Origin of the sequence: Bacillus sp. AFS029533 (genome assembly GCF_002585125.1) — a bacterium.
In the GTDB taxonomy this organism is placed as follows: Bacteria; Bacillota; Bacilli; order Bacillales; family Bacillaceae_G; genus Gottfriedia; species Gottfriedia luciferensis_B.
The window spans coordinates 116,979-130,784 of record NZ_NUQC01000001.1; the positions used below are offsets into that span (position 1 = coordinate 116,979).

The 13,806-nt window shown below is 30.3% G+C and carries 20 protein-coding genes; 4 read left to right on the forward strand and 16 right to left on the reverse strand.

Going from position 1 to position 13,806, the window contains the following annotated elements:
* Positions 1-61: 61 nt before the first annotated feature.
* The gene (locus tag COE53_RS00575; protein WP_254664536.1) at positions 62-478 is read right to left on the reverse strand and encodes a GNAT family N-acetyltransferase; all 417 of its coding nucleotides are present in this window, start codon (positions 476-478) and stop codon (positions 62-64) included.
* 132 nt (positions 479-610) lie between these two features.
* Entirely contained in the window at positions 611-1,252 is a 642-nt protein-coding gene (locus tag COE53_RS23785) for a glucosaminidase domain-containing protein (protein ID WP_069032340.1), read from the reverse strand.
* Between the two features lie 198 nt (positions 1,253-1,450).
* On the opposite strand from COE53_RS23785, the gene COE53_RS00585 reads away from it, so the two are divergent.
* Positions 1,451-1,786 carry a L,D-transpeptidase gene (locus COE53_RS00585; RefSeq protein ID WP_069032339.1) on the forward strand — a complete coding sequence of 112 codons (336 nt, stop codon included), beginning with the start codon at positions 1,451-1,453 and terminating at the stop codon, positions 1,784-1,786.
* Positions 1,787-2,408: 622 nt separating this feature from the next.
* On the opposite strand, the gene COE53_RS00590 is transcribed toward COE53_RS00585, so the two are convergent.
* On the reverse strand, positions 2,409-3,638 hold the full coding sequence (locus COE53_RS00590) for a sensor histidine kinase (RefSeq protein ID WP_175403439.1): 1,230 nt from the start codon (positions 3,636-3,638) through the stop codon (positions 2,409-2,411).
* Positions 3,639-3,790: 152 nt separating this feature from the next.
* Positions 3,791-4,435 (reverse strand): response regulator transcription factor, encoded by a 645-nt coding sequence (locus COE53_RS00595; RefSeq protein ID WP_069032337.1) that lies wholly within the window; start codon positions 4,433-4,435, stop codon positions 3,791-3,793.
* Between the two features lie 173 nt (positions 4,436-4,608).
* Between COE53_RS00595 and COE53_RS00600 the strand changes: the two genes are divergently transcribed.
* Positions 4,609-5,478 (forward strand): metallophosphoesterase, encoded by an 870-nt coding sequence (locus COE53_RS00600; protein WP_069032336.1) that lies wholly within the window; start codon positions 4,609-4,611, stop codon positions 5,476-5,478.
* Between the two features lie 109 nt (positions 5,479-5,587).
* On the opposite strand, the gene COE53_RS00605 is transcribed toward COE53_RS00600, so the two are convergent.
* On the reverse strand, positions 5,588-5,899 hold the full coding sequence (locus COE53_RS00605; protein WP_069032335.1) for a hypothetical protein: 312 nt from the start codon (positions 5,897-5,899) through the stop codon (positions 5,588-5,590).
* 153 nt (positions 5,900-6,052) lie between these two features.
* Between COE53_RS00605 and COE53_RS00610 the strand changes: the two genes are divergently transcribed.
* Positions 6,053-6,544: an FUSC family protein gene (locus tag COE53_RS00610; RefSeq protein ID WP_069032334.1), complete on the forward strand. Its 492-nt coding sequence runs from the start codon at positions 6,053-6,055 to the stop codon at positions 6,542-6,544.
* A gap of 108 nt (positions 6,545-6,652) precedes the next feature.
* On the opposite strand, the gene COE53_RS00615 is transcribed toward COE53_RS00610, so the two are convergent.
* The 4 genes from COE53_RS00615 to COE53_RS00630 all read right to left on the reverse strand — a co-directional run bounded on the left by COE53_RS00615 (position 6,653) and on the right by COE53_RS00630 (position 8,199).
* Positions 6,653-7,036 (reverse strand): glyoxalase superfamily protein, encoded by a 384-nt coding sequence (locus tag COE53_RS00615; protein ID WP_069032333.1) that lies wholly within the window; start codon positions 7,034-7,036, stop codon positions 6,653-6,655.
* A gap of 51 nt (positions 7,037-7,087) precedes the next feature.
* Entirely contained in the window at positions 7,088-7,618 is a 531-nt protein-coding gene (locus tag COE53_RS00620; RefSeq protein WP_254664545.1) for a nucleotidyltransferase domain-containing protein, read from the reverse strand.
* 92 nt (positions 7,619-7,710) lie between these two features.
* On the reverse strand, positions 7,711-7,992 hold the full coding sequence (locus COE53_RS00625) for a PspC domain-containing protein (RefSeq protein ID WP_069032331.1): 282 nt from the start codon (positions 7,990-7,992) through the stop codon (positions 7,711-7,713).
* A gap of 27 nt (positions 7,993-8,019) precedes the next feature.
* Complete coding sequence (locus tag COE53_RS00630; RefSeq protein ID WP_069032330.1) at positions 8,020-8,199, reverse strand: hypothetical protein; 180 nt, start codon at positions 8,197-8,199, stop codon at positions 8,020-8,022.
* A 285-nt stretch (positions 8,200-8,484) separates the two neighbouring features.
* Between COE53_RS00630 and COE53_RS00635 the strand changes: the two genes are divergently transcribed.
* Complete coding sequence (locus COE53_RS00635) at positions 8,485-9,252, forward strand: divergent polysaccharide deacetylase family protein (protein ID WP_069032329.1); 768 nt, start codon at positions 8,485-8,487, stop codon at positions 9,250-9,252.
* A gap of 29 nt (positions 9,253-9,281) precedes the next feature.
* On the opposite strand, the gene COE53_RS00640 is transcribed toward COE53_RS00635, so the two are convergent.
* The 7 genes from COE53_RS00640 to COE53_RS00670 form a co-directional block, all read right to left on the reverse strand.
* Positions 9,282-9,833, reverse strand: a complete 552-nt coding sequence (locus COE53_RS00640) for an AAA family ATPase (protein WP_069032328.1) — start codon at positions 9,831-9,833, stop codon at positions 9,282-9,284.
* A gap of 508 nt (positions 9,834-10,341) precedes the next feature.
* Complete coding sequence (locus tag COE53_RS00645) at positions 10,342-10,713, reverse strand: iron chaperone (protein WP_069032327.1); 372 nt, start codon at positions 10,711-10,713, stop codon at positions 10,342-10,344.
* Between the two features lie 138 nt (positions 10,714-10,851).
* The gene (locus COE53_RS00650; protein WP_254664535.1) at positions 10,852-11,127 is read right to left on the reverse strand and encodes a DUF4190 domain-containing protein; all 276 of its coding nucleotides are present in this window, start codon (positions 11,125-11,127) and stop codon (positions 10,852-10,854) included.
* A 168-nt stretch (positions 11,128-11,295) separates the two neighbouring features.
* Positions 11,296-11,532, reverse strand: a complete 237-nt coding sequence (locus COE53_RS00655) for a hypothetical protein (RefSeq protein WP_069032325.1) — start codon at positions 11,530-11,532, stop codon at positions 11,296-11,298.
* Positions 11,533-11,584: 52 nt separating this feature from the next.
* Positions 11,585-11,998, reverse strand: coding sequence for a hypothetical protein (locus COE53_RS00660; RefSeq protein ID WP_069032324.1), 414 nt, complete (start codon positions 11,996-11,998; stop codon positions 11,585-11,587).
* Positions 11,999-12,085: 87 nt separating this feature from the next.
* A complete protein-coding gene (locus tag COE53_RS00665; protein WP_069032323.1) occupies positions 12,086-12,772 on the reverse strand; it encodes a Dph6-related ATP pyrophosphatase in 687 nt (228 codons plus the stop codon).
* Between the two features lie 318 nt (positions 12,773-13,090).
* The gene (locus COE53_RS00670) at positions 13,091-13,618 is read right to left on the reverse strand and encodes a dihydrofolate reductase family protein (RefSeq protein ID WP_069032322.1); all 528 of its coding nucleotides are present in this window, start codon (positions 13,616-13,618) and stop codon (positions 13,091-13,093) included.
* Positions 13,619-13,806 lie beyond the last annotated feature (188 nt).

Consider the following 13,806-nt stretch of genomic DNA (forward strand, 5'->3'; position numbering starts at 1 on the left):
TGGGGTAATAATAATATTTTTATTATTCATCTTCAAAAAATAAATTATCGATAATATCGTTTTAATCTATTAATTTAACATAAATAATTTCAGGATCTCCTTCATCCAAATTCTCGATCAATCCACTTTCAATATATCCTAGTGATTGAAAGACTTTTTGCATTTGGCTATTTGATTTGTTAGTAGATGAGAATAATTTCTTTTCTGAAAAAACTTCAACATATTTCATGAGATTTTTTGCTATACCAAGCCTCCTCGTATTTGGTGAAACAATTATTAAATCGATAAATAAATGGCCAAAGAAAAATTTATGATAAATCATAAAACCTACTATCCTTTTATTCAATTCACATACAATGCATCGATTTTCTTCAATTGATCGTTTAATTTGATTTTCCCTAATTCGACTTTCAATAATTTGAGAATCCAGAATTACGATTGATTCACAATCACTCATTTCCGCATTTCTAATTTCCACTTTCGTTCTCCTATTCTTAAATGTTTATAGTTAACTTTTCTATAAAATTCTTTCAAACCCTCTTATGTAGTAGGTTAAAATTAAAAAACCTGTATTTAGAATCATACAGGTCATTTTAAATGATTACATAACTTATAGATTTGTTGGATTGAAAAGTTTGCCCCATGTTTCTACACCAACAATTCCATCAACTACTAAATCATTTTTTCTTTGAAATTCTTTCACTGCTTTTTCGGTTAAAATTCCGAAAATCCCATCCACTTTGACGCCAATTTTTTCTTGAATTTTCTTTACTTGCACTCCCCTTGATCCTTTTTTTAAGATTCCCTTATAAGGATGTAATTCAATTTGAATAATCCTTTTATATAATCCATTTTTAATATTTGCATTATTAACCGAGATGAGCACATCTGCATAATTAGGATCTGCTGCCCATCCTGCATCAGCAATCGCTTTAAATTGTTCATTAGCAGTTTTGTATGTTTTAACTTTACTGTACCGCGGATTATTTAAAATAAAATCAACATAGCCCTGAATTGGATCATTATATTTTATATAATACCCACCTTCATTTTTAGGTCTAGCTGTTCCTCTACTACTAAGAGGTAAGCCTGGATACCACGTTTGACCTGCGATATTGTTATTTTTCTTAAAATTTTTAGACGTAAAATGTGCTGTTTCTACTTGCCATTGAGTATAAATTACTTCGGTTAACCAGCCAATTTTTTTTGAAACTTCTTGGGCATCTTGAAAATATTTAATTGTATTAGACACTATAGACTAATCCTCTCCTTAAAGTGCTTGTCCTATAAAGTATTCATTTACTCCTTTCTTCGTACTAAGGAAATAGTAGAAAAGTAATGAAAACTTCTACAATTTTTTCTATTTAAGTTTCATGAATCTATTACTCCTCTTGTGTTTAACAACTATTAAACATTTTTCATACTATAGTTAAAAACTGGAGCTGATAAAATGACTAATTGGATCTACATTTCTACATCTAACCGCCAGCTAAAACTTTTCGACGGCAACAATCTGCTTAAAACTTACCCAATCGGTGTTGGAAAAATGCTTACTCCTACTCCTACAGGTACCTATACAATTATTAATAAACATCCAAATCCAGGTGGACCTTTTGGAGTACTTTGGATGGGACTATCAGCTCCACATTACGGTATTCATGGAACTGACAATCCTGCGACTATTGGTCACTTTGTTTCACATGGTTGTATTCGAATGTACAATAAGGATGTTCTTGAGTTATCTTCAATGGTTACAATTGGTACAGGTGTCGTTATTCACCAATAAGTCTAAAACCCACAAAATCGATTTTCATAGACTAATAGGTACTTCTGTGTAAATAAATTTACAATTCCATAATGCTGCTTTATGGCTTGAATATTAAACCTAAGAAGAAAATTTAAAAACCCTTACTTTACTGTAAGGGTTTTTAGAGTGTTGAAATATAAAATGGCCAATGGGGAAAATGTACTTTAAGTGAACAGTTATTAGTCATAAAATTATCATTTTTTGATGATTAATTCTTGATTTTAAATGTGAATACTTTTGAGAATTTTTTTTATTCCAACAACACTAGTAATGTTTAACTTATAGAAAAATATCTACATTTGATTTGTTTTTAAATTAATGTTTTTATTAATTGACCTACAAATTGTTTAATAAACAACTGTTATGTTACTCTAAGTAAAGGCTTTTTGATTAGATTTTTATCGTAAACTTTTTTTGATGAATTAGTTGATTGGAATGGAGGGATGCTCGACTCCTATTGGATAAGCGGGAAGGCTGAGACNNAAGAATCTCGCCCCATGGAAAGCGAGATCCTGTAATGGAAATCAACATCACTTTACTCCTTTTACGAAAATTTGATAAATTGACAAGGTTGTTTTCCAACAACGTGAAAACCCATACTCTACTGTAAGGGTTTTGGAAAATGAATTGAAAATTGAATATTACCATCAATTAATTCCACATCATGTTTTAAATGATGACGATATAAAATCGATTTTACAATCGCTAGACCTAAGCCTGTGCCTGTTAAATGTTTATTTCGAGAAGCCTCCATAACATAAAACGGTTCCCACATTTGCTTAATTTGAGTAGAATTTTTAAGATTTGTTTCATTTTTAATCTTGAATAAAATTTCCTCATTTTCCTCGTAAATCTTAATCTTAATTTCTGGGTATTTTGTATATTTAATTGCATTACTAATTAAATTATTAAATACTTTCTCAAATTGGTCACGATCTACTTCAATATTTAGTTGGTTCGTACCAATATATTCTTTTGTTAAAGTGATATTATTTTGATTCAATTCGATTTCAAAGTTTTCCAAACTAGATTCAAAAAGCTTAATTAAGTCAAATTGTTCGACATGTAATATTTCTCGTTCAATTCTTGATAACTCTAATAATTTATCGATTAAACGGTTTATTTGATCTGTTTGTCTAATGATTGTATCAACATAGGTCCCATCATCTATTCCGTCTTTTATGCCTGCAGAATAAGCTTTGATTAAAGCCAGTGGTGTTTTAAGTTCATGAGAAATATCTGATATGAACGTTTTTAAATTTGCGTTCCGTTGATTTAAATCATCATGGGCAATCCTCAATTTATCGCTCATTTCGTTAATACTTTGAGCAAGTTCTTCGATTTCATCATTAGTTGAAATTTTTGCCTTTTTAAATTCTAATTGGGCGATTTCTATTGAAATATCTTTTAACTCTTTTAACGGATCAGTTATTTTTTTTGACCAAATCCAAACCATTAAAATCAACATTAAGATCAAGAAAATCATAATATAAATTGTAAACTTATTTACGATTTGAACCGCATCACTTAAATATACAATAGAGACACCCACTACAATAAATACATTATCCTTTTGAATAAAATCGACTAAAAAACTAGATTTCAACTTACCTTGATTGTAAATTTTACTTATTCTTTTGCCACTCTTAACTTGGTTTATTGTATCTTCTGTAACCCAAAATTTATTTAAGGTTACTCTTTTTTGATATAAATTATCTCTTAATATTCCATTAAAATGGTCTAAATTTGTTTGAATTGGTTCATAAGCGATTGTTACATTATTTTCTTGTTCCAATTGATTTATGGACTGTTTAAACTCAGCCATTGGCATCTTGTTTATCTCTGTTGAAAGGTCATGCACTCTATTTTTCATCTGAAATAAATAATATTTAGGTAATAAATAAGAATTAATCATTAGATAAAAAATAAAAACAAAAAGAATACATAATGTAATTGTTATCGATATTTTTCTTCCTAATCGATTCATTTTTCTTTTATAAGACTGTATCCTAAACCTCGATGTGTTTGAATAAGATCTTCTCCTATTTTTTCTCTTAATCTTCTTATATGGGTATCCACCGTTCGATCATCTCCATCGTAATCAATCCCCCAAACATTCACTAATAAATCCTCACGTGACAAAATATTTCCGCGATTACGAACAAAACAGCTTAATAAATCAATTTCCTTTTTCGTTAAATTTAAATTTTCCTCGTTTTTAAATGCTATTTTACCTTTAAAATCTACTTTTATATTACCAATTACAATAAGATGTTCCTCTTTTAGTAATTTTTTAGCTCTAGTAATCAGGACACCAGGATGGAATGGCTTTCTTACATAATCGTCAGCTCCTTGTTTAAGAGCTAGTAATTCGTCTTCATCTTCACTTTTAGCTGTTAGCATTAAGACTTTTGTTTCCCCATTTTTCTTTATTTCTTTACACACATTCATTCCACTATTAAAAGGCATCATCCAATCTAAAATAGCTAAATCAATTTTTTCGCTATAAAAGATTTCGATAGCTTGTTCTCCGTCTTCTGCTAGGAAAACGGTATATCCTTCCTTTTTGAAATATGCCTGTAAGATCTTTAACATATCTTTTTCATCATCAGCAATTAGAATATTGATTTTTAATCCCTCCGTTCATTATGATATTTTGTCACGTTCATGTAACAAAAGGAGCTTAAACTGTTCTAGGAGGAGTGAAAACATGAGGATAATTGAAATTTTAGTCAGTGCTCTATTTATTTTATTTACAATCTTAATTGTATCAATTCATTCATAAAAGGCAGGTTATAGACATGAAATATACCATATTTCGAAGGATCGTTAGAAGATTAATAGTTTTTACGTTGATATTGTTAATTTTCCCTATTATTTTATATAGTTATTCAAAAAGTATTGAACCAAAAATGTTAGATGTAAATCAAATAACAATCACATCAAATTCCGTTTCAAAGCAAATGGAAGGATTTAAAATTGTTCAGTTTAGTGATAGCCATCTTGGTGCTCATTATACATTAAAGCAATTAAATAATGTTGTCGACCAAATTAATAACCAAAACCCTGATTTAATTGTATTTACTGGTGATTTAATTGATAACAGCGCTATATACAATAAGATAGATCAAATCCCTGCTGTACTTCAACAATTAAAAGCAAAATATGGTAAATATGCTATTTACGGTAATCATGACGTTGGAGGAGCAGGAAAGAAAATCTCAGCATCAGTTTTCATAAAATCGGGATTTACAGTTTTAGAAAATGAACAGAAAGAAATCGTCTTAAAAGATCACAGTAAACTTAATATTATTGGTTTGGATGACTATCTTTTAGGAAGACCAAATCCAGCAAAAGCATTTAAAAGTATACGAAAAAACGCCTTTAATCTCTTATTAGTACATGAACCCGATGTAGCAGAACGAATTAAAGAGTTTCCAGTTGACTTACAACTCTCTGGCCATAGTCATGGTGGACAAGTTAAACTTCCATTTCACGAAGCAATTTATACTCCGCCATTAGCAACTATTTATACTGAAGGATTATATAAAATAAATCATCATATAAAACCTTTGAACTTATACGTTAATCGGGGTATAGGAACAACTAGGCTTCCGTTTCGATTCTTTAGTGTACCAGAAATTTCAGTTTTTACTTTAACGAATAAATGATACAACCCGCAAGGAAATATGAATTCCTTGCGGGTATATAAAAATTATCTTTTATGCCAAGTTCACAAAATTTTCGTGAAGTATAAGAAATCACTTTTCAAAGAAGATGTTAGGACATTGGACTAAAATCCTTCCAGATTGTTACTGATAATAGTTCATGGGTAATGTCATTACTAAACCAAGTTTCATTCCATTCAACCTGACTTCTTTCAAATCTAGTTCGTTCTTCATATTCTTCTATACTTCTATATTTAATAAATAAATTGATGTAATAATTTTGCTCATCTTCTCTTTGCATAAAATTCATTCCAATATTTGAAGGCTCGGAATTAAATTTTGGATCTGCTGATTTTTTTAATCTTGATTTAAAATCCTCTAAAAATTTCTTTTCAAACTTATACTCAAATAAGACTGTGATCATTGTTTCATCTCTTTTCAATTATTAGTTGTCTAATAGTTAAACACTATTATAAGTATTCAATTTTATATTTATTCTTAATAACAAAACATACATAATGGATTTAATTTGAGTGGATAATAAAAGAAAAATGGAAAAGTTCTACAAGAGGTGCTTATGGAAGAAACACAATCACTGAACTCATCTGAAAATATAACTAGTCTGATTTGGAAATTATCAATTGGTTCTACATTGGCATGGGAAATCTCAAAATTTTTTGGTTCCTCACATCCCTACCTAGGTCCAGTTTCTCTTATTCTTACAATTCAATCGACAATGGACAAAACCATTAGTTTATCAATCAAGCGAGTAATTGGCACAATGATAGGAATTGTAGTTACAGTAATAATTGCAAGTTATCTAAAAGTCAACGGATGGACCTTAGGACTTTTAATTCTAATTGGTACATATATTGCTAAATATTTAAAATTTGACAAAAAAGTATTTCACCAGGTAGCTCTCACAATTCTATTTGTCTTTGCATTTGAGCATCAATCAAAGGATTATGCGATGGATCGAATGAGGGATACGCTTGTAGGCGTCTTGACTGCAGGATTAATACAGTTCGTTTGGTCTTCACTAATATCTAGAAAAAAAGGATTGAAATAGTAAAAAACATTGGCTGATTTAATCATTTTTTCAATTTTTAAGAGGATTAATTAGAATACTCCTTAAGTAATTCCTCTAATTGTTCTTCACATTATTGAAATAATTCTTTTAGTCTTTCATGTTCTCATAAAAGACGATTCTATTACCAAATGGATCACCAACCCGAACCTCTCGTGTTTTCCAAGGAGTTTCTTCGATGCCAGGGCGAGCATATTTATATTTCTTTGAAAGTAGCTTTGAATGAAGTAAGTCTAAATTTTCTACCTCAATTCGAATAGCTGCACCTGGACTACAATCTCCATGGTGCTCAGAAAGATGAATTATACAGTTGTTATAAGAAATTTGCATATATAAAGGAAAATCTTCTTCAAATCGGTGCTCCCAATCAATCTCAAATTCTAAAAATGTTATGTAAAATTCTTTTGCCTTATCTTCATCGAACATACGAAGTATAGGTGTTGGACTTTTCATAGTAATTTTTGTGGTGCTCATTTCTTTTCTCTCCTTTTCTTATTAAACTACTATCTATTACGTTCAGTTCAATTAGCTTATTTCATCAATCATTCCTTGAATTATTTTCATACTCTCAATGTCCTTTGGACGCAGCTTGCGTCCAGTACCTTTTTCATATACCTTTTTTTCTTCAAGTAACTGGTATGGATTTAGGACATTTATTGAAATACCTTTTAAATCATATTGTTGAATTGGCAAAGCATCTTTTCTCCATTCCCAGGCAGGAAAACCATTCGCTATGATTTTACCTTCTTCTGTTATCCTAACAAACACAAAACTCACTTCAACCTGATCTTTAATGAAATCCGTTTGAAGCATACTGACTGGGATTTTATTAAAACCAGCATTAACCATTGCCCATTCTAATTTTTCCCGATATTGAATGTAAGTGACTAAATCAATATCCGAGTGTTCTCGGGTCACTTTACCAAGAAGAAAATCAATTGCCCACCCTCCACGTAGCCAGAGTTGAATTGTTAGATTTAAACAAATTGTGTTTATTTCATTGAGTATACTTAATTGTTTCTCTACTAAAATGGTTTCGTTGTTGTCCAATTTCACCACACCTGTTCACTTATTATGATAGGTATCTATCTCAAACGTTTTTGGACCTTCTACAACTTATCTGTTATTTAATTAGTTGAGGTCGCCTACTAAAGACCCAAGTTTGATAAAATTACCATTACGATTACAGCAAAAACAAAAGCAAGTACCAGTGTTTTAAGCCTACTCTTCTTCTTTCCATCTTCAACGTAATAAAAATCATCATTTCCCATCAGTGCTCCCAAAACTAGATAGACTAAAAGAGATACTGGCAAAAATACAAATACCAATCTTACAAGAATTGATGCGATTGATAAAGCTTCTGCAATCCCTCCACATACACCTAAAAATACATAATCTGTATTTGATTTATATAACCTATTTCTATTCATATTATCTTCCTCTTTTTATTTATGTGTCTATCTGTCCATTTTCAACTTATTTATCAACTTCTTCACATTCACATTTGGACTCCAGCAATTAAACTTATAGTTCGTCATTGTTTCAAATCCCAATCTACTACAATAATATTTCATACCTTTTACTTGTTTCTCAGCTTTAAAATGCTGACACGTTGCGCAGCAATGGAAATCTTTCATATATCCTCCTAAGATGAAACAAAACTTTAACTTAATTACATTCTCCAACAGAATTAAAGTTCCTTTTTAGAAAGTAAAATTGGAATTAAAATAAAAAAATGAACTGCAATACACTACTCATAATATCTTCAACTTTATATTTTAATTGAATTTTTATTTTTAAAATTGAGCACAAAATCATATTTACGTGTTGTATTTTAGTTTCTTTTCAATTTTTACGGTTATTTTCTTTATAATCACAGAAAATAGTAGAGCATAGTAATTAATGGAAAAGGAGATTTACCGATGAAGCTTTGGATTACTTCTATTTTCTCTATATTAGTAGCTCTATCTACTACCTGCTCTACAGTATTTGCTGAGCCTAATCATAAGCTTGCGATAGTGATTGATGATTTTGGTAACAACATGAAAGGAACGGACCAAATGCTTTCGCTACCGATCCCATTGACAGTTGCAGTAATGCCTTTTTTACCTTCAACTAAAAAGGATGCAACTGTTGCTCATTCTAAAGGCTATGAAGTAATTGTTCATTTGCCAATGGAACCGAGAAAAGGAAAAGCAAGTTGGTTAGGTCCAAATGCGATTAAGACCAACTTAAGTGATGACGAAATTCGAAGAAGAGTTCTAGCCGCTATTGATGACGTCCCATATGCAATAGGAATAAATAATCATATGGGTTCAAAAGCAACTTCCGATGAAAGAGTAATGCGCATAGTTTTAACTGCTTGTAAAGAAAGGGGCCTATTTTTTTTCGATAGTAAGACGAATTATCGGAGCGTAGTTACTAAAATTGCAGATGAGATAGGCGTGCCGGTCATCGAAAACAAGTTATTCTTCGATGATTTATACACTTATAAACATATAGAAAAGCAAACACGATTACTATTAGAAAAAGTAAAAGTAGAACCAACTATGATAGCGATTGGACATGTTGGAGAACCAGGCGAAATTACCTCAAATGTCATAAAGGAATATATACCTAAAATTAAAGAAGAAGCACATTTTGTATTTTTATCAGAATTAGTAGAAAACCTGCCAATCCCATTGCATTAAGATGGCTGCAATAAAAATATTAGGAACCGCTATTTCGCGATTCCTATATTTTTTGATCTATTTTCGTTAAAATAATCTTCAACCTCATTTATATGATTAACAACCAATATTTTATCATTGTAATCTTTAAACTTTGAAAAAAATGTTGGTTTCCCCACTTCTTCAAAATACTTATTCCATTTAAACATCTTGAAGAATATTTTAAGTGTCGGTTGATAATTTGACTTCTCTAATTTAAGTTTTTGTAAGAAATATCTTTTAATTATTCGGTAGGTTCTAACAGAATAGCTTGTATCTAAAAAAATAATTAACTCTGCATTTTGAAAACTATTACTTACCCATTCTTCACTATGAACACCTTCAATAATCCATGTATCCGAGCGAATGAGTGTATCTAAATGGCATTCTCTTTCTTGTTCGGAACGCCTGATATCTTTATGGCCCTTTTGCCTTATCCATACAACATTATCTAACTCATAATAAGGTATATTTAGCTTTTTAGACATTTGTCTTGCTAATGTCGTCTTACCACTTCCAACTGAACCAATGATATGGATTTTCTTTGGTACTTTATCTTTCACTTAAATCACCACTTATCTTAAAACATTGATACTATCTTATTCGATTTAGTACTTTAAATGACCTTGTTACGATTTAAATCTTTCTAAATAAAAAATATCCTTGTCGATTAAATGACCAAATTTTCGTAAAAGGAGTAGNNAGCCTTTACTTAGAGTAATCCAGCAGTTTTTATTAATCAGTTTGTAGTTCTATTAATATCGAATATTAAACTAAATTAATCAAATGAATTTGTTTTTCTATGAATAAGCTCATAATTTTTAACTTCTGAAAAAAACATGTCTAGTGTTATTGGAATCATGAAATTGCTCAAAATATTAACATTTAAAACAATTAATAAATCATCCAAAAATGATAATTTCATTATAAATAAGTTCAATTTAATGTCCGTTTTCCCTATTGACCATTTTATATTTCAACACTCTGGAATAAAAAATAGGAACTGATCTAATCAGCTCCTATTTTTTATTTAATCGTTTTGTTACCAACTAGTTTATGTAATAAGTAACATTATTTACGCCAAAATGACGTATATTCTGCTTTATCTTGAATATTGAATTCAATCATTTTCTCAAGTAATTCATAATTAACTGGGACTTTCCAAGGAATACGAAACAAACCTTTTGTAGCACTATACCCAGCCTTTGCTATTTCATCAGCAAATTGAACAATACCTTTTTCTTCAGGTGATACGCTCATATGTTGCTTCGCGGTCGAAATGCCAATGATGAATGTGCCATGATTGGAAAACATCGGCGTATTCCACTTAATTTGTGGCTCTATGCTAGGAAATTTATTCGAAATCCAATCCAAAATTTCAGCAGTTCGCTCACGGTGGTCTGGATGATCAATCCCTGCTAAATAATCTGCAAAAACTTCCATGTCCGTCCCTCCTCAATCAAAAATTATGTAGATAGATAAGACTTTAATATAAACTATATACATTTAAATCCAAACAGTCAAAGTAACTTCAAAGTATGATCATTTTCATTCGAAAACTTTTGTTCAATTATGTTTTCATTAAAAAGTCATATTATCATTCATTGAAAAAAAAGTAATAATTCCTAAAACTAAAATGATAATCAAAATTGACTGTATGCATATTCCAACAATACTGCAAACCCTTCCGGAAATTGCTAAACCTTTCCCTTTTTCATTCGTACGATTTATTTCGGCAATACTTTTTCGAGATATAAATAGACCTATTATTCCGAGTATAAAACCGATATAAGGAATAATGATCGATAAAACCCCTAAAGTTAATGAAGATATAGATTTACTATTTGTTGTTACCAATACTATTTCCCCCATGAAAGTATAATTACAATTTTATATATAATTCTATTATAATATTACACTAACAACGCTTATTTGTAATTTGGGTTAATTTCAGCATTTTATTATAAAATGTAAGAACCATTTAAATAGTATACAACAAAAAAAGGATCGAAATAATTTCCATCCTCAAATGTTTATATCTTTTTCTCTTAAATAATTTTCATAAGCTTCTTTTACCTTATCAGATTTCGGTACAATTGGGGCTACTTTTGAAAGTCTATTGCTTAAATCGTTTAAAAGATATACTCCTCTAAACAAAGTACCAGCTAAAATTCCAAAGCCTATAATTATACCAACTTCTCCTAACATCATAAGAACTATGCCTAAAATGGTTGCTAATACGATTGAAACTAACAATTTCATAGATTTGTCCCTTCCCTTGTTTTTTTCTGCCGATTTTTTTAAAACCTAAGTTCTATTTTCTTCTAATTCCCTTTTGCTTAAGAATCTTAAAAGGAATAATAAAAGTTAGATCCAAAAATGATAATATTCCCAAAGTGGCAACTAGTAAGCCGATTATAACTTTAATAACCTTTATTGACTTAAAACCTACTGAGATTAAGAGTTGAAATAAAATGTGATATACAATTACAATTAATAGACAAATAATAATTCCTTTAATACTTTCCTTCCAATTTACCTTTTTTGATTCAAAGTAATAGATAATGCTCTTACCGATTTGATAAAGTACAAGATAAATCAACACCTCTTTAATATTCATATCAAATCCACTTACGATTAAAACGGCAAATAATATTGCAATCCAAACGATAGGTTTTAATCCGATTTTCATAAATCGCTGTTTTTCTTTTTGAAAAAAAGAATACATAGGAAATTCTCCCTGGAAGATTTTTGTTATCTAAATTTCACCATAATTAATTTAATATTTTATATTTATTCTTAATTCCTATTTCAATTATGTAAGTTTCAAAGGCAAATAAGCATACTCTCCGTCCCTAATAATCTCGCACTCTTTAACAAAAATCGGATAATTAAAAATCGGTCCATCTATCACGGTAGTATGGAACTCACCACTTTCTCCGCATGGATCAATCCCTCGAGTTTCAAGTTCCTTCACAAATTCATGAGTTAACATTCTTCCTAAATCTTTTTCTTTCATTCCTAACGATAAGTTGACTGTTACCACAATCGTTTGAAAACCTCTATTTATAAACTCATCGACAGCTTCACGGTGATTCAATTCCCATAATGGCATACCGAGCTTTATTCCAACATTCTTTGTAACCTTATCATGCCAACAATCTTGAGCAGGCATATCTATGTCACCCGTTACTAATACATCTGCTCCTTGATTTTTTGCATTGTCTAATAGTTGGGTAAACACTTTTTCATATTCCTGCCAACTTGCCACCCCTGTATACACAGGTAAACCGATTGATTCAGCTTGAGCGTGTATTATTTCGGGAGGCATTCCGTGCGATCTAGAACGTTTCCCTTCCTCCTCTAGCATAACGATTAATCCAACCGCTTTCCCTACTTTCATAGCTTTATATAAAGCTAGTACACTATCTTTTCCTCCGCTAAAAGAAGTTATAAATTTACGTCCAATCGCATTATTTTTCCAGTTTACTGTTTCTACCATTCATAACTTACTCCTTTATATTAAAGTCACTAAAATTATAGGAACAATTTAATCTTAAAATTTTTCTAATGTTCTTGCAATACTACATACATTCGTTGGAAAAACCGTATGTTAATAGTAGATGATGATTGGAGCGAAACTTTTGAAGATCCAAGCTTAGAAGATTATGGTTTATTTATGTATTAGATAGTTTTGATCAAATTAACCTGCATTCGGTTAGACTATTTACTTAGTAGCAAGAAAAGACCCTATTATCAGATTAAAGGAATTGTAAAAAGAGCATTGATTTATTTCAATGCTCTTTTCTGTGTGAATTTACTATTTTTTTACATAATGAAGCATAGCAAGTTGACCTAACTTTTCTACTTTCGTTAAAGTGTATTTTTGGGTAATGTCATGACCAGTGTAAAGAGAAATTCCTTTCCCCAAAACGATTGGTGCTATCGCAAGTTGAAATTCATCAATCAAATTTTCTTTAAAAAATTCTCGAGCTAGATTCCCTCCACCAACTAACCAAATATCTTTACCAGGTTGTTGCTTTAAATCTTGTATAAAAGTTTTAATATCTTCATCTATAAAAGTAGCATATTCATCTGATCCTGTTGCAGATTTTGAAAACACATAGTTTTTATATGTACTATAAGGATACTCCATATCAAATCCACGAACGACATCATATGTTGCTTTTCCCATCATAATAGTGTCAATTCTTTCTAAAAGTGTATGATAGCCAGAGTCTCCTTCTACTTCTGTTGTTTCTAACCATTCTAACGTACCATCATTATTAGCTATATATCCATCAATTGAAGTACCAATGTATAAAATAATTTTACGTTGTTTTTCCATATTATATCTCCTATCTTTATTTTTATAAATGTTTTGTACATTACATAATCATTCATCTAGTATAATTGATTGTAACACTAATATGCTTTTGAAATAGGGGGAATCGAAATGCCTTTATCTTCTATTAAATTATATATTTGGAAACCATTTTCAACTTCACCGCCACCACCCTTTACTCCTGCTGTTTT